Source organism: Cytobacillus sp. MT66, from assembly GCF_058792595.1.
The window spans coordinates 15,063-35,804 of sequence record NZ_JBXAFB010000005.1 but is presented as its reverse complement, the minus strand read 5'-3'; the positions used below and the strand labels follow the sequence as shown (position 1 = coordinate 35,804).

Annotated in this window: 18 protein-coding genes; 2 read left to right on the top strand and 16 right to left on the bottom strand. The window is 41.1% G+C overall.

Features of this window, described 5'->3' with window-relative positions; all coding sequences use genetic code 11:
- Positions 1-101: 101 nt before the first annotated feature.
- From mtaB to gpr, 12 genes are all read right to left on the bottom strand, one after another.
- A complete protein-coding gene (gene mtaB / locus AC1Q59_RS10505) occupies positions 102-1,457 on the bottom strand; it encodes a tRNA (N(6)-L-threonylcarbamoyladenosine(37)-C(2))-methylthiotransferase MtaB (RefSeq protein WP_492365780.1) in 1,356 nt (451 codons plus the stop codon).
- An 8-nt stretch (positions 1,458-1,465) separates the two neighbouring features.
- Positions 1,466-2,227, bottom strand: coding sequence for a 16S rRNA (uracil(1498)-N(3))-methyltransferase (locus tag AC1Q59_RS10500; protein ID WP_492365779.1), 762 nt, complete (start codon positions 2,225-2,227; stop codon positions 1,466-1,468).
- 87 nt (positions 2,228-2,314) lie between these two features.
- Entirely contained in the window at positions 2,315-3,253 is a 939-nt protein-coding gene (prmA, locus tag AC1Q59_RS10495; RefSeq protein ID WP_492366079.1) for a 50S ribosomal protein L11 methyltransferase, read from the bottom strand.
- A 20-nt stretch (positions 3,254-3,273) separates the two neighbouring features.
- Complete coding sequence (dnaJ, locus tag AC1Q59_RS10490; RefSeq protein WP_492365778.1) at positions 3,274-4,392, bottom strand: molecular chaperone DnaJ; 1,119 nt, start codon at positions 4,390-4,392, stop codon at positions 3,274-3,276.
- A 477-nt stretch (positions 4,393-4,869) separates the two neighbouring features.
- Positions 4,870-6,705 carry a molecular chaperone DnaK gene (gene dnaK, locus AC1Q59_RS10485; protein WP_492365777.1) on the bottom strand — a complete coding sequence of 612 codons (1,836 nt, stop codon included), beginning with the start codon at positions 6,703-6,705 and terminating at the stop codon, positions 4,870-4,872.
- Between the two features lie 35 nt (positions 6,706-6,740).
- Positions 6,741-7,352, bottom strand: a complete 612-nt coding sequence (gene grpE, locus AC1Q59_RS10480; protein ID WP_492365776.1) for a nucleotide exchange factor GrpE — start codon at positions 7,350-7,352, stop codon at positions 6,741-6,743.
- A 91-nt stretch (positions 7,353-7,443) separates the two neighbouring features.
- On the bottom strand, positions 7,444-8,475 hold the full coding sequence (hrcA, locus tag AC1Q59_RS10475; protein WP_492365775.1) for a heat-inducible transcriptional repressor HrcA: 1,032 nt from the start codon (positions 8,473-8,475) through the stop codon (positions 7,444-7,446).
- A 94-nt stretch (positions 8,476-8,569) separates the two neighbouring features.
- Positions 8,570-9,703 (bottom strand): radical SAM family heme chaperone HemW, encoded by a 1,134-nt coding sequence (hemW, locus tag AC1Q59_RS10470; RefSeq protein WP_492365774.1) that lies wholly within the window; start codon positions 9,701-9,703, stop codon positions 8,570-8,572.
- 175 nt (positions 9,704-9,878) lie between these two features.
- Positions 9,879-11,714: a translation elongation factor 4 gene (gene lepA, locus AC1Q59_RS10465; protein ID WP_492365773.1), complete on the bottom strand. Its 1,836-nt coding sequence runs from the start codon at positions 11,712-11,714 to the stop codon at positions 9,879-9,881.
- A gap of 202 nt (positions 11,715-11,916) precedes the next feature.
- Positions 11,917-12,261: a YqxA family protein gene (locus tag AC1Q59_RS10460; RefSeq protein ID WP_492365772.1), complete on the bottom strand. Its 345-nt coding sequence runs from the start codon at positions 12,259-12,261 to the stop codon at positions 11,917-11,919.
- A 167-nt stretch (positions 12,262-12,428) separates the two neighbouring features.
- Positions 12,429-13,634 carry a stage II sporulation protein P gene (gene spoIIP / locus AC1Q59_RS10455; RefSeq protein WP_492365771.1) on the bottom strand — a complete coding sequence of 402 codons (1,206 nt, stop codon included), beginning with the start codon at positions 13,632-13,634 and terminating at the stop codon, positions 12,429-12,431.
- Positions 13,635-13,755: 121 nt separating this feature from the next.
- Positions 13,756-14,880, bottom strand: a complete 1,125-nt coding sequence (gene gpr, locus AC1Q59_RS10450) for a GPR endopeptidase (RefSeq protein WP_492365770.1) — start codon at positions 14,878-14,880, stop codon at positions 13,756-13,758.
- A 268-nt stretch (positions 14,881-15,148) separates the two neighbouring features.
- Here gpr and rpsT point away from each other — a divergent pair, with 268 nt between their 5' ends.
- Positions 15,149-15,415 (top strand): 30S ribosomal protein S20, encoded by a 267-nt coding sequence (rpsT, locus tag AC1Q59_RS10445; RefSeq protein ID WP_492365769.1) that lies wholly within the window; start codon positions 15,149-15,151, stop codon positions 15,413-15,415.
- A 92-nt stretch (positions 15,416-15,507) separates the two neighbouring features.
- Here rpsT and holA read toward each other — a convergent pair whose 3' ends face one another.
- The gene (gene holA / locus AC1Q59_RS10440; protein ID WP_492365768.1) at positions 15,508-16,518 is read right to left on the bottom strand and encodes a DNA polymerase III subunit delta; all 1,011 of its coding nucleotides are present in this window, start codon (positions 16,516-16,518) and stop codon (positions 15,508-15,510) included.
- 339 nt (positions 16,519-16,857) lie between these two features.
- Between holA and AC1Q59_RS10435 the strand changes: the two genes are divergently transcribed.
- Positions 16,858-16,992 carry a YqzM family protein gene (locus tag AC1Q59_RS10435; protein WP_492365767.1) on the top strand — a complete coding sequence of 45 codons (135 nt, stop codon included), beginning with the start codon at positions 16,858-16,860 and terminating at the stop codon, positions 16,990-16,992.
- 75 nt (positions 16,993-17,067) lie between these two features.
- On the opposite strand, the gene AC1Q59_RS10430 is transcribed toward AC1Q59_RS10435, so the two are convergent.
- The 3 genes from AC1Q59_RS10430 to AC1Q59_RS10420 all read right to left on the bottom strand — a co-directional run bounded on the left by AC1Q59_RS10430 (position 17,068) and on the right by AC1Q59_RS10420 (position 20,664).
- The gene (locus AC1Q59_RS10430) at positions 17,068-19,395 is read right to left on the bottom strand and encodes a DNA internalization-related competence protein ComEC/Rec2 (RefSeq protein WP_492365766.1); all 2,328 of its coding nucleotides are present in this window, start codon (positions 19,393-19,395) and stop codon (positions 17,068-17,070) included.
- Positions 19,396-19,476: 81 nt separating this feature from the next.
- Entirely contained in the window at positions 19,477-19,932 is a 456-nt protein-coding gene (locus AC1Q59_RS10425) for a ComE operon protein 2 (protein ID WP_492365765.1), read from the bottom strand.
- Between the two features lie 84 nt (positions 19,933-20,016).
- Complete coding sequence (locus tag AC1Q59_RS10420) at positions 20,017-20,664, bottom strand: helix-hairpin-helix domain-containing protein (protein WP_492365764.1); 648 nt, start codon at positions 20,662-20,664, stop codon at positions 20,017-20,019.
- Positions 20,665-20,742 lie beyond the last annotated feature (78 nt).

Here is a 20,742-nt window from a genome sequence, read left to right as displayed (position 1 = left end):
AAAATTAACTGCATAGGATAAAAATATCGATCCCTTGCCCAAAAATAATACCATTAAAAGATAAAAAAGGGAATTTACCTAAAGGCAAATTCCCCTTTTATTTAAACGGCTTCTTCTTTATGATCTTCAATCTTGTCTTCGATCACGCGAACAAACTTGCCCTCGTTATAAGGATATCCTGCTTTTTCGATTTTAACTCGAACAATTTTCCCAATCATATCCTCAGTTGCCGGGAAGACTACCTTCATGTAGTTGTCTGTGTAACCGACATAAAGGCCGCTATTTGGCTCTTCCTTATATTCTTCTTCTGGAATGACTTCAAGCACTTCTCCCTCAAACTGTGAAGCATATTCTTTTGCCAGCTGATCAGATAGGCTTATTAGCCGGTGAACGCGGTCATTTTTAACTTCTTCATCGATTTGATCTTCCATTCTTGCTGCTGGTGTGCCTGTACGCTTAGAATATGGGAATACATGAAGCTCAGAGAATTTATTTTCCTTAATAAAATTATAAGTTTCCATGAATTCTTCTTCCGTTTCACCAGGGAAGCCGACAATCACATCAGATGTAACTGCAAGACCCGGCAAAACTTCCCGCAAACGTTCTAGGCGCTCAGCAAAAAATTCCATTGTATATTTTCTGCGCATTCTTTTAAGCACAGTGTTTGAGCCAGATTGAAGCGGTATATGAAGATGTCTGACAACTAATTTAGAATGTTTAATGACCTCGATAACTTCATCAGAAATCTGGCTTGCTTCAATTGAAGAGATTCTGATGCGCTTTAGGCCGCGAACTTGTGACTCAAGATCTTTTAATAGCATGGCTAGATTATAGTCTTTCATATCCTCGCCATATCCGCCTGTATGAATACCTGTTAATACTATTTCCTTATAGCCGGCATCAACTAATTGCTGTGCTTGGCGGATGACTTCTTTTGGATCCCTGGAACGCATAAGCCCACGAGCCCACGGAATAATGCAGAAGGTACAGAAATTATTGCAGCCCTCCTGGATTTTTAACGAAGCCCTTGTACGGTCTGTAAACGCTGGAACATCCAGCTCCTCGTAAACACGGTTCTTCATAATATTTCCTACCCCATTGATAGGCTGGCGTTCTTGCTTATACTGTTCGATATAATCAAGCATTTTAACACGGTCCTGGGTACCGACAACAATATCTACCCCTGGAATAGCCATGATTTCAGCAGGAGATGTCTGTGCATAGCATCCTGTTACACAAATAACCGCATCAGGATTTTTTCTAATTGCCCGGCGAATGACCTGCCGGCTTTTCTTATCACCAGTATTTGTTACAGTACAAGTGTTAATAACATAAACATCAGAGGCAGATTCAAAATCTATCCTTTCATAGCCTTTATCTTTAAATAACTGCCAGATGGCCTCTGTTTCGTAGTGGTTGACCTTACAGCCAAGTGTATGAAATGCAACTGTTGGCATAACTATATTCACTCCATTAATTCAAAATGATAGGAAACAGCTGATAGTGCGTATAATGGCGCTGTTTCTGTTCTTAAAATCCTTGGACCTAATCCGCAAGATTGAAACCCGTTTTCTTTCAAAAAGGAAACTTCCTGGTCTGTCAGACCGCCTTCAGGGCCAAAAACAATCATTAATGATTGTCCGGCCTTCATTTGGAATAATGTCTGTGATAAAACAGACTTTTCCCCAATCTTCGCCTCTTCTTCAAAAGCAATTAATTTATAATCATAGCTTGTGCTTTCTTTCACTAATAACTTGATATTTAAAGGGACTTTTACCGTTGGGAGGCTTGTCCGATGAGACTGTTCAGCAGCTTCTTTTGCGATTTTTTGCCAGCGTTCAATCTTTTTAGCGGCTTTCTTCTCATCCCATTTTACTACTGAGCGTGCTGAAATAAAAGGGATAAAGTCACAGGCTCCAAGCTCTGTTCCCTTTTGGATAATCCACTCAAGCTTATCCCCTTTAGGCAGACCGCTCACAATTGTCACGCTGACAGGCAGCTCTGAGCGGGAGGCTCCTTCTCCATCTACCCATTTTACTACGCCAGCTATGACTTTTTCATCGGTAATTTCTTCAATTGAACATTCCGCACACTTGCCATCTGGATCCACACAAATGATATGGTCCCCAGCTTTCATTCGCATCACACGTGCAATATGATGGCAGTCGTCCCCCGTGATAGTAAATACATTGTTTGAAGCCTGCTGGTTAACAAAATAACGCTGCAAATATCACACCTTCTTTTCATAGACTTTGCCAATAGAAAGAGAGGGAACAAAACGCTCCCCCTCACCTATGAAGTTTGGCCTTTTCGGCTACATTTTTTTGCCCATAATTGCCACCCAATCCTCCATTTGAATCGTTTCTTCGATTTTAAACCCAGCTTCTCTCAAGGCATCCTTTACTTCCTGCTTTTTTGTCTGAATAATTCCAGAAGTAATAAAATAACCGCCCTTTTTTACAACAGATGCTGCCTCATTAGTAAATCGAAGAATAATCTCTGCAAGTATATTAGCTACCACGATGTCAGCTTCCGATTTTACTCCATCAAGCAAATTATTTTTCCTGACTGAAACAATTTCCTGAACCTTGTTCCATTCAATATTCTGCTTGGCAGAGTTCACTGCTACTTCATCTAAATCCAAGGCTGTCACCTTTTCTGCACCAAGCATGGCAGCAGCAATGCTTAAAACACCAGAACCAGTGCCAACATCAACAATCGTATCTCCCTTTTTCACTGTCCTTTCAAGAGCTTGAATACACATGACAGTTGTTGGATGGGTCCCAGTACCAAAGGCCATTCCTGGATCCAGTTCAATAATTAACTCATCACTTTTTACCGGGGTGTATTCTTCCCAAGTCGGAACAATCGTAAATCGCTCAGAAATTTTGACTGGGTGATAATATTTTTTCCAGGCTGTTGCCCAATCCTCTTCATTTACTTCACTTACGGTCACCTGATTTTTTCCTATATCGATGTTATAGGAGCTCAGGTTATTGATCTCTTCCTTGATTTCATCAATCGATTCAGCAAGAAAGCTGTTCACTGGCAAGTATGCCTTTATAATCACGCCTTCTTCTGGGTAATCGGATGGATCTAGCTGGTAGATTTCCCCGTATTGATCGGCTCTTTCCTTTATCAGCTCAAATGGATCTTCAATGACAACTCCGCTTGCACCGGCTTCATGCAATATGTTTGAAATCGGTTCAATTGCCTCGTTTGTCGTATGAATACTAATTTCTGACCATTTCACGGTTTCCAACTCCATTTCCATTAGTCACCCTTAAATGCGCGTTTCACTTTATCAAAAAAGCTTTCCTCATGACCGCCTTGCGGTACTTTTCCGCTTATTTCTGCAAACTCCTGCAAAAGCTGCTTCTGTTTTTCGTTGAGCTTTGTTGGTGTAACGATGCGGACGATAATATGCTGATCACCTTTTCCATAACCTCTTACATTCTGAATGCCCTTTTCCTTTAAGCGGAACTTTGTACCTGTCTGTGTTCCAGCCGGAATCTTGAGCTTTACTTTTCCGTAAAGAGTTGGGACCTCTACTTCATCCCCAAGGGCTGCCTGCACAAATGTGATCGGCATTTCACAGTAAACATCGTCGCCGTCACGTTCGAAAAATTCATGTGATTGAACATAGAAGACTACATAAAGGTCTCCTGAAGGTCCGCCGTTTATTCCAGGTTCCCCTTGTCCAGCTAAACGCAGCTGCTGGCCATCGTCAATTCCTGCAGGGACCTTAACAGAAATTTTCCGGCGCTTATTCACTTTGCCTGTACCGCCGCATGTTGAACATTTGTTTTTAATTTGCTTGCCCGTACCATTACAATAATTACAAGTTCTGCGGTTCACAATTCGGCCAAATGGCGTGTTCTGTTCTACGCTGACTTGCCCTGTACCATGACAGTGGCCGCATGTTTCCGGCTTTGTGCCAGGTTTTGCTCCTGAGCCGCTGCATGTTTCACATGTTTCCTCACGAGGAATTTCAATTTCTGTTTCTTTGCCAAAAACCGCGTCCTCAAAGGAAATGTTCATTGTATATTGCAGGTCGGCTCCTTGTCTTGGGGCATTTGGATCACGTCTGCGTGAACCTCCGCCGAAAAACGTGCTGAAAATATCTTCGAAGCCGCCGAAGCCATCGAAACCGCCGCCGCCAAATCCCTGGTTTGGATCTGTATGGCCAAACTGATCATAGTGCGCCTTTTTCTGGTCGTCGCTTAAGACTTCATAGGCTTCTTTTACTTCTTTGAATTTTTCATCCGCACCCGGTTCTTTGTTTATGTCTGGGTGGTATTTTTTTGATAGCTTACGATATGCTTTTTTTATTTCGTCCTTGGTTGCGCTTTTGCTGACGCCAAGGACTTCATAGTAATCCCTTTTGTCCATGATTACCACTCCCCGAATCCATTTCACATAAAATTTATTGTAACATTGTCTATTTATAAATAAAAGTTGTTTTCGCTGTAATAACCGTTGTTTTCCGTTCCAGGTACTTCGCTTTCCGGGGGCGTTTTGCGAGCCTCCTCGTCACTGCGTTCCTGCGGGGTCTCGCTTCAACGCTGATCCCCAAGGAGTCTACGTGCCTTCCGCCAATCAACTATTTTCTAATGATTACCGCTGATTTCCGCTCCGGGCACTTCGCTTTCCTGGGGGCGTTTTGCGAGCCTCCTCGTCGCTTTCGCTCCTGCGGGGTCTCGCTTCAACGCTGATCCCCAAGGAGTCTACGTGCCCTCCGCTCCAATCAGCTTTGTCTGTAAAATACAAAAATATCAATGTTGCATGCAAATACGCCCTTTATTTGGGGCAAAAAGAAAAGCCAAAGCCAAGAAATCCTGACTTTGACTTTTTGTTTAAGGATTAGACTTATTTATCGTCTTTTACCTCTTCAAATTCTGCGTCAACTACATTGTCGTCGCCGTCTTTTCCGGCGTCTTGGGCTTGTGCGCCTTGGGCTGCCTGTGCTTGCTTGGAAGCTTCTTCGTAAAGCTTAACTGTTAGAGCTTGAACGATTTCCTGAAGTTCATCTTTCTTCGCTTTCATTTCAGTTAAATCATTCTTTTCGATCGCAGCTTTTAATGCGTCTTTTGCTTCAGTTGCTTTTTGTACCTCGGCTTCGTCAACTTTGCCTTCTAAGTCTTTAAGCGTTTTTTCAGTAGTGAAGACAAGCTGGTCTGCCTCGTTGCGAAGCTCAGCTTCTTCTTTACGCTGCTTATCAGCTTCGGCATTCATTTCTGCTTCTTTTACCATTTTTTCAATTTCTTCATCAGATAAGCCTGTTGATGATTTAATCGTAATGGCCTGCTCTTTATTTGTTCCAAGGTCTTTTGCACGTACATTCACAATACCGTTCTTGTCGATATCGAAGCTAACTTCGATTTGCGGTACTCCTCTTGGTGCCGGAGGAATATCGCCAAGCTGGAAGCGGCCTAATGTTTTATTATCAGCTGCCATTGGGCGCTCTCCTTGAAGAACATGGATATCTACAGCAGATTGATTATCTGCAGCTGTTGAGAACACCTGTGACTTCGATGTAGGGATTGTTGTATTTCTTTCAATTAGCTTTGTAAATACGCCGCCCATTGTTTCAATACCTAAAGAAAGCGGAGTAACGTCTAATAGAACAACATCCTTAACGTCGCCGGAAATAACACCGCCCTGAATAGCTGCACCCATAGCAACTACTTCATCCGGGTTAACTCCTTTATGAGGATCTTTGCCTGTTTCCTTTTTAATTGCCTCCTGAACAGCTGGGATACGAGTAGATCCGCCGACAAGAATAACCTTGTCAATCTCAGAAGATGATAATCCAGCATCCTTAAGCGCTTGGCGCGTTGGGCCCATTGTACGCTCAACTAAATGTGCTGAAAGCTCATCAAATTTTGCTCTGGTTAATGAAACTTCAAGATGCAATGGACCAGCTTCTCCGGCTGTAATAAATGGAAGAGAAATTTGTGTTGATGTCACACCTGAAAGGTCCTTCTTCGCTTTTTCAGCTGCATCTTTTAGGCGCTGGGCAGCCATTTTATCTTTAGAAAGGTCAATGCCATTTTCTTTCTTAAATTGTTCAACTAAGTAGTCGATGATTACCTGGTCAAAGTCATCCCCGCCAAGGCGATTATCCCCAGCAGTCGATTTAACCTCAAAAACACCGTCGCCAAGCTCAAGGATGGAAACGTCAAATGTACCGCCGCCAAGGTCATAAACTAGAATGGTTTGGTCTTCATCAGTCTTATCCATTCCATATGCTAATGCGGCAGCTGTCGGTTCGTTAATGATACGCTCAACTTCTAAACCGGCAATTTTACCTGCATCCTTAGTAGCTTGACGTTCAGCATCGTTAAAATAGGCTGGAACTGTAATAACCGCTTTGGATACTGTTTCGCCAAGATATTCTTCTGCATAGGATTTTAGATATTGAAGAATAATAGCTGAAACTTCTTGTGGTGTGTAATCTTTTCCTTCAATTTCAACTTTAAAGTCAGTACCCATATGACGTTTGACAGACATTACTGTATTTGGGTTTGTGATTGATTGGCGTTTTGCTACTTCACCAACCTGGCGTTCACCATTTTTAAATGCTACAACAGATGGAGTGGTACGGTTGCCTTCCGGATTTGGAATAACCTTTGCTTCTCCGCCTTCTAATACAGCGACACATGAGTTAGTTGTACCTAAATCAATCCCGATGATTTTGCTCATGTTTCCTACCTCCCTAAAAAAATATGTAATTGTAATTATTGATTTACTTTTACCATTGCCGGACGGATCACACGGTCCTTAAGCATATACCCTTTTTGGAATTCCTCAACAACGGTATTTGATTGGATTCCATCTTCTTGAACCTGCATCACAGCATGGTGGATTTGCGGGTCAAATTCTTTACCTACAGATTCTATCTGAACAGCCCCTTCATTTTTCAATGCATCCAATAGGCCGCGGTAAACCATTTCTATTCCCTGCAGAACGGATTTTACTTGTTCATTATCTGATTCCATTTGCAGCGCTCTTTCAAAGTTATCGATTGCAGGCAATAAATCAGTGATTAATTTTTGTGCTCTATATTTTTCAGACGCTTCAAGATCTAATCTTGCACGGCGCCGGGAATTTTCAAAATCTGCCTGAAGCCGGTAGATGCGATTTTCAGATTCATCAAGCTTTGCTTGAAGCTCAGCAATTTTTTCATGCGCTGCTTTTAATTCAGCATTGCTGTCTGTCTCATCTGTGCCGGTGTTATTTACTGCACCGCTATTTGCTTCAGATGAATTTTCACTAGCTTCATCTGCCGCTTCTGTTTGATTTGCATTTTCCAGTTCTTCTTCTACTAAGTTCTTTTCTTCAGCCAACATTTTCACCTCCCTTAAAGTCCCAGTCCTTTATAGTTGGCACAAGGAAAGGGATGGAATGCATATGCCTCCACCCTTAACAATATTTCCAACGTTAATGGCTTTGATACAGTCTGGTTAACACATTTGATAAGTCAGAGCTTATATATTTCAATAGGCTGATTACCCTAGAGTACTCCATTCTTGTAGGCCCTAAAACAGCAATCGTACCAAGCTGTTCAGATCCAATGGAGTAGCTTGCGGTAATCAAGCTGCAATTTTCCATCGCAGCATTCTTATTTTCTTTGCCTATCTTGATATTAATGCCTAACTCATCTTTTGGTATCAGCTCATAGATTCGGTCTTCTTCTTCAATCATATCCATTAAGATTTTAATCTTATCCAGATCATGAAACTCCGGCTGGGCAAGCATGTTCGACTTTCCGCCAAAGAATAGCTTTTCATGGGCAGGAATTTTAAGTATGTCAGCAATAGAAAGCATAATGCTGTCAAAATTATTGATATGCTGCCGAAGAAGAATGGCTACTTCTTTATAAATTTTATTATTTAACCTTTCAATTGGAACGCCAGTCAGACGTTCATTTAAAATGTTAACCAGCTTCTCCAGGTCACTGGCATCCATAGATTCGGGCAGGTGAAACATCCGATTCTCAACATGACCAGTGTCTGTGACTATGATGGCAATAGCTGTTTGCTGGTTTAAAGGAACAATTTGAATTCTCTTTAACCTGTTTTCTTTTACAGCCGGACCCAACACAATTGATGTGTAATTTGTCAGATCTGAAAGGATTTTAGCTGACTTTTGAACAATTTTTTCAAGTTCAAAGATCTTTTCGGCAAATACCGATTTAAGCTGCTGAACATCTTGCAGGGTTAATTGCTGCGGAGACAATAAATGGTCCACATAGTACCTATACCCTCTCTCAGAAGGAATTCTTCCGGATGAGGTGTGTGTCTTTTCAATAAACCCCAGCTCTTCTAAATCAGCCATTTCATTTCGTATCGTCGCAGAACTGAAGGTAATCTTATCCTTTTTCGACAAACTTCTTGATCCGACTGGCTGCGCAGATTGAATAAAATCATCAACAATGACTTGAAAAATCAATAATTGGCGATCAGTCAACACAGTTCTCACCTCTGTTAGCACTCTTGACTCTTGAGTGCTAATTCTATTATTAAATTATCAAATCAAACGTTTGGTGTCAATCATTTGGACCGATTCATCTTAAAAACGACTGAAAAACTTCATTCCCTAGAAAACGGCCTCTTCTCGTTAATTTAACATGATTTTCTTCAAAGGAAATTAGTCCCTGTCCTGTTAATTTTTCTAGTTCTTCTGCAAAAAGTTTCATAAGGTCTACATTAAATTTCTCAGTAAATTTAGGAATTGAAACTCCTTTATTTTTTCGTAACCCAAGAAACATTTCCTCTTCCATTTGTTCAGTTAAAGTAACTTCATGATTTTCTAAAATAGGCAGTCTTCCTTCATCCAATGCACCCAAGTATTTTTTTAGCGGACCATGATTGGATATTCGCTGACCATTTACATAGCTGTGGGCTCCAGCACCGAATCCATAGTACCAGTCATTGTCCCAATACGTCAGATTATGTCTGCTCTCAAAGCCTGGCTTGGAAAAATTGCTAATCTCATATTGCTCAAAACCGTTGGCTTCCATTTCATTCATCAGCAAATCATACATTTGAGCTTCAACATCTTCACCTGGCGTTGGCAGGCGGCCTTTTCGCATTAAATTATAAAAAACGGTCTTTGGCTCGATGATTAGCGAGTAACCTGAGTAGTGCTGAATATCCAAGGTAAAAGCTGTTTTTAATGTTTCGCGAAAATCCTCCAAAGTTTGACCGGGAAGGCTATAAATAAGATCAACGCTAATATTTTTAAAGCCTAGGTTCTTAGCTTCTGCAACCGTGTGAAAAACATCCTCTGCTTGGTGGGTGCGGCCAATTTTCTGCAATAAATCATTGTTAAAGGTTTGGACGCCAATGCTGAGACGGTTGACGCCGGCTTCCCGGAGGATTTCCAGTTTTTCCTTTGACAGGTCGCCAGGATTCGCTTCAAACGTGTATTCTGTTTGGCTGTTATATGGAAGGATGTCCAATATATCCCGGCAAAGCTTTTCAAGCTGCTGTTCGTTTAATGCAGTCGGTGTGCCGCCTCCGATAAAAATGGATTGCAAATACTCTGTCGGTGACTGTTGAAGTGTGATCTGCATTTCTTTTTTCAGAGAATCCAGGTACTCATCAACCGGCTGACCCTTTAGAAAAAACTTATTAAAATCACAATAATGGCAAATATGCTGGCAAAAAGGAATATGAATATATGCTGCTTTTATCATTTATTTCACGACCTTAACTATCAAGTCTATTACTCATATGCGGACACGGGGACAGGCACCGTGTCCGCACTTAAGGACAAGGTGCCTGTCCCCGTGTCCTTTTTCTCAAATAAAAAGAGGCTAGATTGCTTTATTATGAAAGCATATCCAACCTCATTTGACAAATCAAATATTTTTATTTCTTTGAGCCGGTGTCGTCCATTTTTAGTACGGCCATGAAGGCTTCTTGCGGTACTTCAACGGATCCGACTTGTTTCATGCGCTTTTTCCCTTCTTTTTGCTTTTCAAGAAGCTTTCTTTTACGGGAAATGTCACCGCCGTAACATTTGGCAAGGACGTTCTTACCCATCGATTTAATCGTTGAACGGGCAACAATTTTTTGTCCAATAGCGGCCTGAACAGGCACTTCAAATTGCTGGCGTGGAATTAATTCTTTTAACTTTTCAACAATAACTTTTCCGCGTTCATAGGCAAAGTCCCTATGAACAATAAAGCTTAGGGCATCTACTTTGTCCCCGTTAAGAAGAATATCCATTTTAACAAGCTTTGATGGTTTATAGCCAATTAATTCATAGTCAAAGGAAGCATAGCCTTTTGTATTTGATTTCAGCTGATCAAAGAAATCATAGACAATTTCAGAAAGCGGGATCTCATACACAATGTTTACGCGTGATTCATCTAAATATTGCATATCAACGAAGATGCCGCGTTTTCCTTGACATAGCTCCATAATCGCTCCAACATAATCATTTGGTGCCATCATGGTTGCCTTTACGTAAGGTTCTTCAACTCGGTCAATCTTTTGCGGATCCGGCATATTGGATGGGTTGTCTACTTTAACCTCTGATCCATCCGTTAAAACGATGTGATAAATAACACTTGGAGCCGTCGTGATTAGGTCAATCTTAAATTCGCGTTCAATCCGCTCCTGGATAATTTCCATGTGAAGCAGGCCTAAAAATCCGCAGCGGAACCCAAAGCCAAGAGCCTGTGAGGTTTCCGGCTCAAATTGCAAAGCAGAATCATTTAGTTCCAGCTTTTCAAGGGCATCCCGAAGATCATTAAATTTCGCACTGTCTATTGGATAAAGCCCACAATAGACCATAGGATTTAAGCGGCGGTAACCTGGAAGCGGCTCTGTTGCACCATTTTTTGCGTTTGTGATGGTGTCACCGACACGCGTATCTCCTACATGCTTGATCGATGCAGTTAAGAAACCTACATCACCCACAGTCAGCTCATCACGAACTTGAGCTTTTGGAGAAAATACGCCGACTTCCACTACCTCGAATTCTTTTCCGGTAGCCATCATTTTAATTTTATCGCCTGCTTTGACCGTACCATCCATAACACGAATATAAGCAATAACGCCCCGGTAAGCATCGAATAACGAGTCAAAAATAAGCGCTTTTAATGGAGCATCAGGATCCCCTGCGGGTGCCGGCACCTTTTCAACAATCTGCTCCAAAATATCTTCTATTCCAATCCCGGCCTTTGCTGAAGCTAGAACAGCCTCAGATGCATCTAGTCCGATAACATCTTCAATTTCTGTTCTGACACGCTCAGGGTCAGCACTCGGCAAATCAATTTTGTTGATTACCGGTACAATTTCGAGATCATTGTCAAGCGCAAGATAAACATTAGCAAGTGTTTGCGCCTCAATTCCCTGTGCAGCATCTACAACCAGGATGGCACCTTCACAAGCAGCCAAGCTGCGTGATACCTCATAGGTAAAGTCCACATGTCCTGGAGTATCAATTAAGTGAAAAATATAAGTTTCGCCATCTTTAGCTTTATACTTTAATTGAACGGAATTCAGTTTAATCGTAATTCCGCGTTCTCTTTCCAGGTCCATAGAATCCAGCAGCTGATCCTTCATTTCACGTGCAGTCAGCGTATTCGTTTTTTCCAAAATGCGGTCAGCCAGTGTAGATTTTCCATGGTCAATGTGAGCAATAATGGAAAAGTTCCGTATCTTAGATTGTCTGTTAAGTCTATCTTCTCTGTTCATTGTTTCACTCCTACTAAGAAAAGCTTAAGCGCCTTGCTTACCTTTAGCCTTGCCCTTACCGATAATATGAACAAGTCCCAAGGGAGCGCTGCAGCTAGACAATTCTCGAAGTTAAAATTCGACACATTGCACTATTTTTAGATTATAGCAGTACCCATGTCAAGATTCAATGCGAAAAAAAAACGGCCGCTTGCTGCAGCCGTTATTTTTCCTTTATTAAATCGGTTATGATGTCAATGGTATTTTCTGTTGCATCAGTGAGTCCTTCTGAAAGCTTTTTGCCCATGGAGGAAAAGAAATTATAGGCTTTCATTTCTTCGAGCTTTGCTTTTTTTTGTTCAAGGTCATGGCTCGAGACATTCTTTCCGAGGATGGATGCATGCAGCTGGCCATCTGCGTTTTCCTGCAGGGAAAAGGCTCCTTTTAAATCCGCATCTTCATATCCTCTCATACTGCGAATTCCCTCGTTGGCCTGCTGCATCCCAAAAAGAACGGCCATAAACATCAATGAAACTAAAAGGAACGCTTTTAACATAAACCACTTCATAACCGATTACCTCCGCTGTAGCACTTTAAACTACCGGGGGACTGACCCCCGCCGCATTAACGCTTTACCTTGTTGGGGGCCTGTCCCCCAGTGCGTTAATGCTTTACTCCATCGGGGGATAGCCCCCCACTGCGTTAATGCTTTAATCAGTTAAGACTGATTATCTATTATTGCTTATTTTCTCCTGTGTCAACTGGCTTGTTCACTTTTTCGGCCTGCCAGTAGAATTCGCTGAATACATCAGCAAGCGCTTCTGCCGATAGGAACAGTTCTTCAAACGTGTTATCAACACCGCCAAATTCAATCAGCATGGCATTAGACGAAAGATCCTGATTGAACTTTCCATTTGTGCCTTTTCCTTGCTTTTGAATGACAGCCCGGCTTAATCCAGGATATTTTTCATTAATCAGCCGATGCATTTCCTTGGCTAAATGAAGATTTTTTTCGTAATTAGCATGCTCCGCTCCGACAACAAAGGCGATTTTTGCATAATTCTTTCCATTAATTGTAAGAGTTGTATCCTTTTTTCTTTTGGCATCGCGATGGATATCAATTACATATTGCAAATCCCTGTTACCAGTAATGGCAGCTTCCACAACTGGCCTTGATTCCTGATAGGCGGCCCCGTAAGGAAGCCCCTTTTGATTTAAGTTTGCCATGACATCGGTCTTATCCAAGAAAGTGCCGATTCCTCTGCTTTCTAGCTCTTCTTTTAGCTTATCTCCGATCTTTGTCACATTTAGCTGAGAATGATAAGCAAGATCCGGATTGTCAATCCCTTTTAAATATGGAAGGTACGATTCACGTGTATGTGTAAAATAAAGATAAACTACCTGCCTGTCCCCTGTGGACAATCCCGACCCGCTAGGACTCTTTTCACCCTCAGCCAGATCAAGATTTTCTGTATTCTGCAACGTTGCCTCCTGCTCTGCCCTCAATACTTCTAGCGGCGGCGAGGATTCCATTGGCATATTTGTATAATCCGTACCTTCACTGGCTACGAGAATTTTACTGTCATACAGCGAGAATGCCGGCAGTTCTCTTCCTAGCAGGCTTCTCGGATCATCCAAACTAATATTCGTTGACAGCTTAAAAACAATATTCATTAATGTTGGAGAACTGGCTTTATCAATGATTCCATTCATAAAATGGTGGTTTTCCCATCCAAGCAAATGATAGAGCATTTCTCCTGTTATTTTGTTTGTCGCTTGATTTACTGATGATGAGCTGATTCGGAATTCCGGCTTTAATGATGTGATTGCTCCGCTAATAGAAAAAATCATAAACAGAAATAACAGAAATCCGCCGAATATTTTTAAAAGATTCGTACCCTGTATTGTAAAAAAGACTCCGTTCGTTTTTTTCGGCCTCATCACTCCACCCTCTCTTTTGCAAGTCTATTAATTCATATGACATTGCTAGAGAAGATAGAACAAAAGATTTCACTTCAAAAATTTTGAAAGGAGCCTGCGGATTTTGGACTTAAAGATTTTCTTAACGTGTATAAAAACCAGTATTTCCCTGATCAACATTCGAATGCAGAGCAGCGTTTAGCCCATTTGCTATAAGATTAGCCATATCCTCAATGAACACATCAACCTCTTTTGGTGTAACCATCAAATTATGACCAAGCGGAGATAATACTTCATGTATAAGTTTCCTTTTTTCCTCTTCAGGGAGTGTACCGACAATGCCAAGAAATGTCTGACGCTCAGCCTCCTCAGGCAAATCTTCTTCTGTCAGCTTTTTTCTCTCCCCGAATGTCATGCCGGCAGGAGCTAGAGCTCTTGATGGACGGTCTCCTTCTTTCATCTCCCTGCCAAAATGCTTAAGGATAAAATCAATGGAATCACTGGCAATCGATACAGCGTCGACCACGGTCGGAACACCTATAGCCACCACCGGAATTCCCAATGTTTCCTTGCTTAATTCTTTGCGTTTGTTTCCAACTCCTGAACCCGGATGAATCCCGGTGTCCGAGATCTGGATGGTCGAATTTACCCTTTGGATAGACCGGGAAGCAAGCGCATCAATGGCAATGACAAAATCCGGTTTGGTTTTTTCAACGATCCCGTAGATGATATCGCTTGTTTCAATTCCAGTCAGTCCCATAACACCTGGAGCAACCGCGCTTACTGGCCGGTAGCCTTCCTGGACATTTTCTGGCTGAAGCTTAAAAAGATGGCTGGTGACAAGAATGTTTTCACAGACAATCGGCCCTAATGCATCTGGAGTCACATTCCAATTGCCAAGACCAACGACTAAACAGGATGCCTCTTTTGTGACTCCTAGCTGTTTTAAAAATTGTGCTAGCTCAGAAGAGAAGATATCCACAACCTTTTTCTGCATTTGGGTATCCTGCTGACGGATACCGATGGCTTCCAATGTTAAATACCTGCCTTCTTTTTTCCCCAGTGCCTTGGCCCCTTCTTTTGTCACTTCCACATAAGAGATCTTTATATCGTTTTCCTCTTTTTCCTTAATAATTACCCCTTCAATTTTCGAAAGGTCCTCTTCCTGGTGAATGTTTTTTTGCCGATCATTAATCACCATTTCTCTGGCCTCAACGGCAAGGTCTGTCCGTAAAGCGTATTTGCTTAAGTCTAATGATTCTTCCATCCTAATCCCCCCAAATGAACTGTTTTGCCAAATTTTCCAATATTAACTAGACTATGTTCTAGCTTTTCCTTTTCTTAGCAGAAACATTCATTTAAAGCTAAAGTAGCAAAGGAATGCCCAATTGTCCTAGAAGAGAATTTAAGAGGATAGTCTTGCAAAACAATGGTGATTTTGATAAAATAGCACTTGTTCTTAATATTGATTGTTAATGAATGTGAAAATCGAGTTCATATAATCTCGATGCTTTTTTTTGTAGGAGGTGAATGGGATGCCAAACATTAAATCTGCTATCAAGCGTGTTAAAACAAATGAAGTTCGTAAAGCTCACAACGCTACTGCTAAATCTGCAATGCGTACAGCTGTTAAGAAGGTTGAATCAGCAATCGTTGTAAACGATGCTGCTCAAGCTAAAGAAACTTTCGCTGATGCTGCCCGTAAATTAGATAAAGCTGCTGCAAAAGGTCTAATCCACAAAAATGCTGCTGCTCGTAAAAAATCTCGCTTAATGAAAAAAATGAACACAATGAATGCGTAATAAAAAAGGCTATCAATCGATAGCCTTTTTATTTTTGTCTGTTGGATCCGCTAATTTCCGCTCCGGGCGCTTCGCTTCAATCAATCCAAATATTACAATTTCAACAAAAACAATTCAATAATCAGTTCTTTGTTCATTCCGCCGGTTTTCATCTGGTAATCTGCGTCAGCTAGCATGGCAATGATTTTTTTTAGCTCTTCTTCTTTGAATTGATGGGCTTGTCCGGCTGCTAGCTTTATACGGAATGGATGGACTTTTAGAAAGCTTGCGATTTGCTGCTGGCCGTAGCCTCTTGCAGCAAGTTCCTTAACCTGATAAATCAGCCTAAACTGACCGGTTAAAATAGACAAGATTTTAATTGGCTCTTCATTGAGCTTTAGAAGATCATAGTATATCCTTAACGCTTCATCAATTTTCCGATTAACTACTTTATCGACAAGTGTAAAAATATTTTGTTCAAGTGATCTTGATACAAGCATTTCGACGGTTTTAATATCAATTGATCCGCTGTTGCCTAAATACATAGCCATCTTATCTATTTCACTTGTGAGCATAAATAAATTGGGTCCGGCAAGAGTCAGCATCAACTCAGCAGCTTTCCCCTCTATCTGTACACCATTATAGGAAGCCCTTTCCTTCATCCAGGACTTTAGCTCACTCTCATTCAGTTTCTTCGCTTCAAGAATAGAAGCAGCCTTTTTTAATTCCTTTGTTAATTTTTTCCGTTCATCTAATTTTTCATAAGGAGCAATAAAGACAAGAACTGAATATGGTGCAGGTTCTTTTATATACGCTTCAAGCTTTGAAAGATTGTGCTCTGTCTTTTCCCTAGTTTTTTCGGCTGTAAGAAACACTGGATTATGTAATAAAATTAAACGTCTTTCTCCCATGAATGGCAATGTCTCTGCATCCTCAAGAGCCGCTTCTATCGGTGTCTCCGCTAAATCATAGGAGGAAAGATTAAAGTCCAATTCTTCTTCGTGTAAGAGATTGTTCACTAATAGTTGTTTTGTCTCATTAATAAGAAATGACTCCGCTCCGTATAATAAATAAATAGGCGCAAACTTTTTTGCCTTTATTTGCTTCCATATATCAAATACCATATGTTACGCTCCGATCCATATAGGTTTTCACACTTTTAATCCTATATGAAGCCACAGCACCTTGACAAGGCTAAGATAGTAAATGGTTGTCCACGTTAACAAGCAAAAGGAATTGACTTAAGATCCATGTTCTAAGCCAATTCCTTATCTATATTGAACGCCGTTTTATGAGGCCTAGGATACTCATATGAACGGCGGTGAATCTCTGTAGTTATTATTTTGGCCTTACAAATACAACTTATTTGTGACAACTCTTGTCATTAAAGGAAAAGCGCTGAGGAACGGTAGATTTTTTTCCGACAATCGCTTATACTATAAGGGAAATAGGAGGGGTAGACTGTGAACGAATTTGAAAAAGATGTCCAGAGCAAGCGTAATGATGCGATCGACTCAGGTGTAGGTTTCATCGTTTCTTTCGGTTTCTTTGCAACTTTATTTATTATTGCTACAGTCATTAAATTTGTAGGAGCTTAATGTCCAAGTGGCTACATAGGAAATGAATTTTTGGAGGCTGCCGTTCAAAGCAGCCTCTTTTCAATTTACATTATCTTATGGCATCTGGGTAAAAAAGGTTCCTCGATTTCCTTTAAAAAGATAGGTAATTCCCCCATGCTGATCTGTTCGAAAAATCTTTATTTTTCTTTCCTCCAGCGCATTTAGAACCTCCTTATTGGGATGGCCAAAACGATTATTTTTTCCAGCTGAAATAATCGTTATTTTTGCTCTAACCTTTTTCAGAAATGCTTCTGAAGTGGAGGTCTTGCTCCCATGATGGCCTGCCTTGAGGACATCCACTTGCAGACTTTTATATCGAGCAAGCAGTTTCTCTTCACCAGTTTTTTCAAGATCGCCAGTAAACAGCCATGTCAATCCGCCTAGTCTTGTCCATAGGACGATGGAAGAATCGTTTCGCTCTGTGGACATTCCTTTCATTGGCGATAAAATATTGAATGTTGTTCCGCCAGCTGTCCAGCCCATTCCTGCGCTTGTGAACAAATAGGGGATTCTTTTCGCATTAGCAAGCACAATGAGCTCTTTTTCCAGTTCAGAAGGATCTTCGTATGCTGGAAAAATGATTTGTTTCACCTTGATATTCCGAATGACCGCTGATGCGCCGCCAATGTGGTCGGCATCTCCATGTGTCAAGATCAGCTTATGTATCGTCGTGACCCCTTTGCTTTTTAAAAATGGGACAACAACATCCTTTCCAACTTCATACTGGTTCACTTTTTCCTTCCAAGCTTCTTTTGTAAAGCTGATTGTCCCTCCAGTATCAATTAAGTAATTTCCCTTGCCATACGGGAGCCTGATAAAAATACTTTCCCCCTGTCCAACGTCAATAAAGGTGACTTCCCCCTGTGGCGAAAAGGTGTTAAAGAGACCATGAAAAAGAAAAATTCCCAGTGGAAAAAAGAAGGCAAACAAAAGTCTTTTAAACCCCGGATGGCTCTCCCACAAATGAAAAAATATCCATATCGCTGTCAGGTAAAGCATCATGAATATGAACGGCGGCCTCCCCAATGTAATAGTTGCCAGCGGAAACTGTGCCAGCTTACCTGCAAAGGTATCCATAGAATGGATGATAAAATCGATAGGCCAGATGAGAATATTGATTGATTGGCCCGCTGCTGTATGCAGCAGGAATAGAATAAAAAGACCAGGCAGCAGCAGAAAGGAGAATATTGGTATATAAATGAGATTGGCTAAAATTGAGATAATAGAGAATTCAAAGAAAAAATATAGCATGATGGGAACGGCTGCCAGCTGACAGATTATCGATGTGATGATAAGCAGAATGATTGGATTTGAGAACCGAGCAAGCAGGATGGGAGCCGACAGGAGCAGTGAAATACTCACCGTGAAGGAAAGCTGAAATCCTGCATCGTATAAAATGAATGGAGATAAAAAGGTATAAGCCATAAAAACGATCGCAAATATATCCAGTGTCTGCAGAGTATACAAATGATTCCATTTTTTTAAAAGCAAAAACAGCTCCATCATCAGCACAGCTCTGATAATCGATGGTGCTGCACCAGTAAGCAAAGCGTAAACCGGCAAAAACAGCAGCAATACGGTTGTCATTCGTTCTCTTGTCACACCCGAACGGATACCGAGATAATAAATCATGCCGGCAAGCATCCCCACATGCAGCCCGGAAATGGCCAAAAGATGGACAATGCCAAGCTTCTGATAGGACACCAATACATCCTCTTGGATAAAATCTCGGCTTCCAAAAATGAGGGCAGCAGCTAATGGCCCCGTTTCCTTGGGGAAATACTCCATTATATACTGTATACCTTTCCATCTGATTGATTGAAAATAAGTTTGAGGAGTTTTTTTATCGTCCATGCATGTTGAGAGAGGCATTTGATCCGCATTCAAAATCCAATAAATATGCTTACTTTGCAAATAGTTTTTATAGTCAAAGGAATTTTGATTCGTGGACACAGAAGGAACATCAAGGCTTCCAAGAAGTGTGCAGGCGAGCCCTGGCTGGAGACTTTTGGAGAGGATTATCTTTTCATTTTCTGATTTAATTTTGTACCTTATAATAAGATTTTCATTAAATGTAAGTTCTAAGGCTTTTACAGTAAGGAGATCTCCATCAATTTTCAAATCATCCTGAATGCGGACAGCAAAATGAGTTAAATCCGCGGGCAGCTTCGTATGGTTTGCTCCCTCTGCCAGCTGGGCCCTGATAAAAAAGGAAGAAAAAATCATTATGCACATTACTAGGCCGGTGAAGGGAACTCGCTTGCCATAATAAAGAAAAACCATCAGGACGATAAAAACAGGAAGAAAAATGGCTATGCTAAAAAAAGCAGCTAACAAACCGCTTAAGCCCGCCACAGCAAAATAAATCCATCTCCCTTTCATTAACGCTCCCCCTTTACTGCGTTAATACACCGGGGGTCAGGCCCCCAGTGGTTTAAAGTGATAAAGCATAAAATTTACAAATTAAGAAAGCAGTGTATCTAATGAGATTTCTTTGCTTTCGACCTGTTCAACCTTGACGCCCGCCTGTTCAAAAAGCTCGATCGCATATGGATGGTTTTTATAATCTTTTGAGTAATATACCGCTTTGATCCCAGCTTGAATAATAGCTTTGCAGCATTGTAAGCAAGGAAAATGGGTAACATAGATGTCTGCCCCGCTTGTCGGCACTCCAAATTTTGCACATTGAATGATGGCATTCATTTCCGCATGAATTGTCCGGATACAATGATTATCCACAACATAGCAGCCTTCATCAATACAATGAACCCCACCTGCAATCGATCCGTTATATCCTCCGGCAATGATCCGTTTGTCCCTGACAATCGTAGCACCGACAGTCAGCCTCGTACATGTGCTTCTTAACGCAAGCAAATGGCTTTGTGCAATAAAATACTGATCCCAAGAAATTCTCTCCATTTATTTGCCTCTCCCTTTGATGAAATTTTTCCTATTACCTATTATCAAGTTTAAGCACCTGCTTGTCCAAGGTCAATCATTGCTCTATTTTACTTTTATCTGATCTTTTAGTTTTTCAAAGGTTTTTTCACCTATGCCGCTGATTGATTTCAAATCCTCTATTGTCTGGAAAGGTCCGTTCGTTTCACGGTATTCGATAATTGCGGCTGCTTTAGATGGGCCAATCCCAGTTAATGTCTGCAGCTTGGATTCATCTGCAATGTTAATATTTACCTTCCCGTCATTATCTTCTTTATTTGGACTCCCTGGGATATTGGCTATTTCTATTTCTGCTAATTCCTCCGTTTGTTCGCCTTTTGCTGGAATATAAATAACCATTTCATCCTCGACTCTTAAGGCAAAATTAATCTGAGTTTCATCAGCTGTTTCAGCCAGGCCCCCCGCTTTATTGATCATATCAATTACACGGTCTTGATCTTTTGCCTCATACACCCCTGGATGCTTTACGGCTCCCTTGACATCCACAATTACCGTCACAGGACCTGCCTCCTCAGCATTCTCTTCCACTGGCTGCACTTCCTGCACTTCCTCCATTTCCAGCCATTCCTCTTTTGCACCCACTGGAGAAGTATCTGTGTTATTAAAGGGGTGAAACATATAGACAATAGCTGAAATTACTGCACCCATTCCTAAAATAACAGCAATTTTGTGTTCTTTTATTAAGGTAATCATCTAATCTTCCTTTCATAATTAGCATATTCTATTAAGGATATTCATATTGTATATGAGAAAGCATGCTCGTGAAGGAGG

What these genes read in the sequence shown, in the direction of transcription:
- dnaJ (WP_492365778.1), bottom strand. Translation starts at nt 4,392, where the DNA reads ATGGACAAAAGGGATTACTATGAAGTCCTTGGCGTCAGCAAAAGCGCA.
- AC1Q59_RS10460 (WP_492365772.1), bottom strand. Translation starts at nt 12,261, where the DNA reads ATGAAGTGGTTTATGTTAAAAGCGTTCCTTTTAGTTTCATTGATGTTT.
- spoIIP (WP_492365771.1), bottom strand. Translation starts at nt 13,634, where the DNA reads ATGAGGCCGAAAAAAACGAACGGAGTCTTTTTTACAATACAGGGTACG.
- lepA (WP_492365773.1), bottom strand. Translation starts at nt 11,714, where the DNA reads ATGAACAGAGAAGATAGACTTAACAGACAATCTAAGATACGGAACTTT.
- hemW (WP_492365774.1), bottom strand. Translation starts at nt 9,703, where the DNA reads ATGATAAAAGCAGCATATATTCATATTCCTTTTTGCCAGCATATTTGC.
- gpr (WP_492365770.1), bottom strand. Translation starts at nt 14,880, where the DNA reads ATGGAAGAATCATTAGACTTAAGCAAATACGCTTTACGGACAGACCTT.
- rpsT (WP_492365769.1), top strand. Translation starts at nt 15,149, where the DNA reads ATGCCAAACATTAAATCTGCTATCAAGCGTGTTAAAACAAATGAAGTT.
- dnaK (WP_492365777.1), bottom strand. Translation starts at nt 6,705, where the DNA reads ATGAGCAAAATCATCGGGATTGATTTAGGTACAACTAACTCATGTGTC.
- holA (WP_492365768.1), bottom strand. Translation starts at nt 16,518, where the DNA reads ATGGTATTTGATATATGGAAGCAAATAAAGGCAAAAAAGTTTGCGCCT.
- AC1Q59_RS10430 (WP_492365766.1), bottom strand. Translation starts at nt 19,395, where the DNA reads ATGAAAGGGAGATGGATTTATTTTGCTGTGGCGGGCTTAAGCGGTTTG.
- AC1Q59_RS10420 (WP_492365764.1), bottom strand. Translation starts at nt 20,664, where the DNA reads ATGATTACCTTAATAAAAGAACACAAAATTGCTGTTATTTTAGGAATG.
- AC1Q59_RS10425 (WP_492365765.1), bottom strand. Translation starts at nt 19,932, where the DNA reads ATGGAGAGAATTTCTTGGGATCAGTATTTTATTGCACAAAGCCATTTG.
- mtaB (WP_492365780.1), bottom strand. Translation starts at nt 1,457, where the DNA reads ATGCCAACAGTTGCATTTCATACACTTGGCTGTAAGGTCAACCACTAC.
- grpE (WP_492365776.1), bottom strand. Translation starts at nt 7,352, where the DNA reads ATGTTGGCTGAAGAAAAGAACTTAGTAGAAGAAGAACTGGAAAATGCA.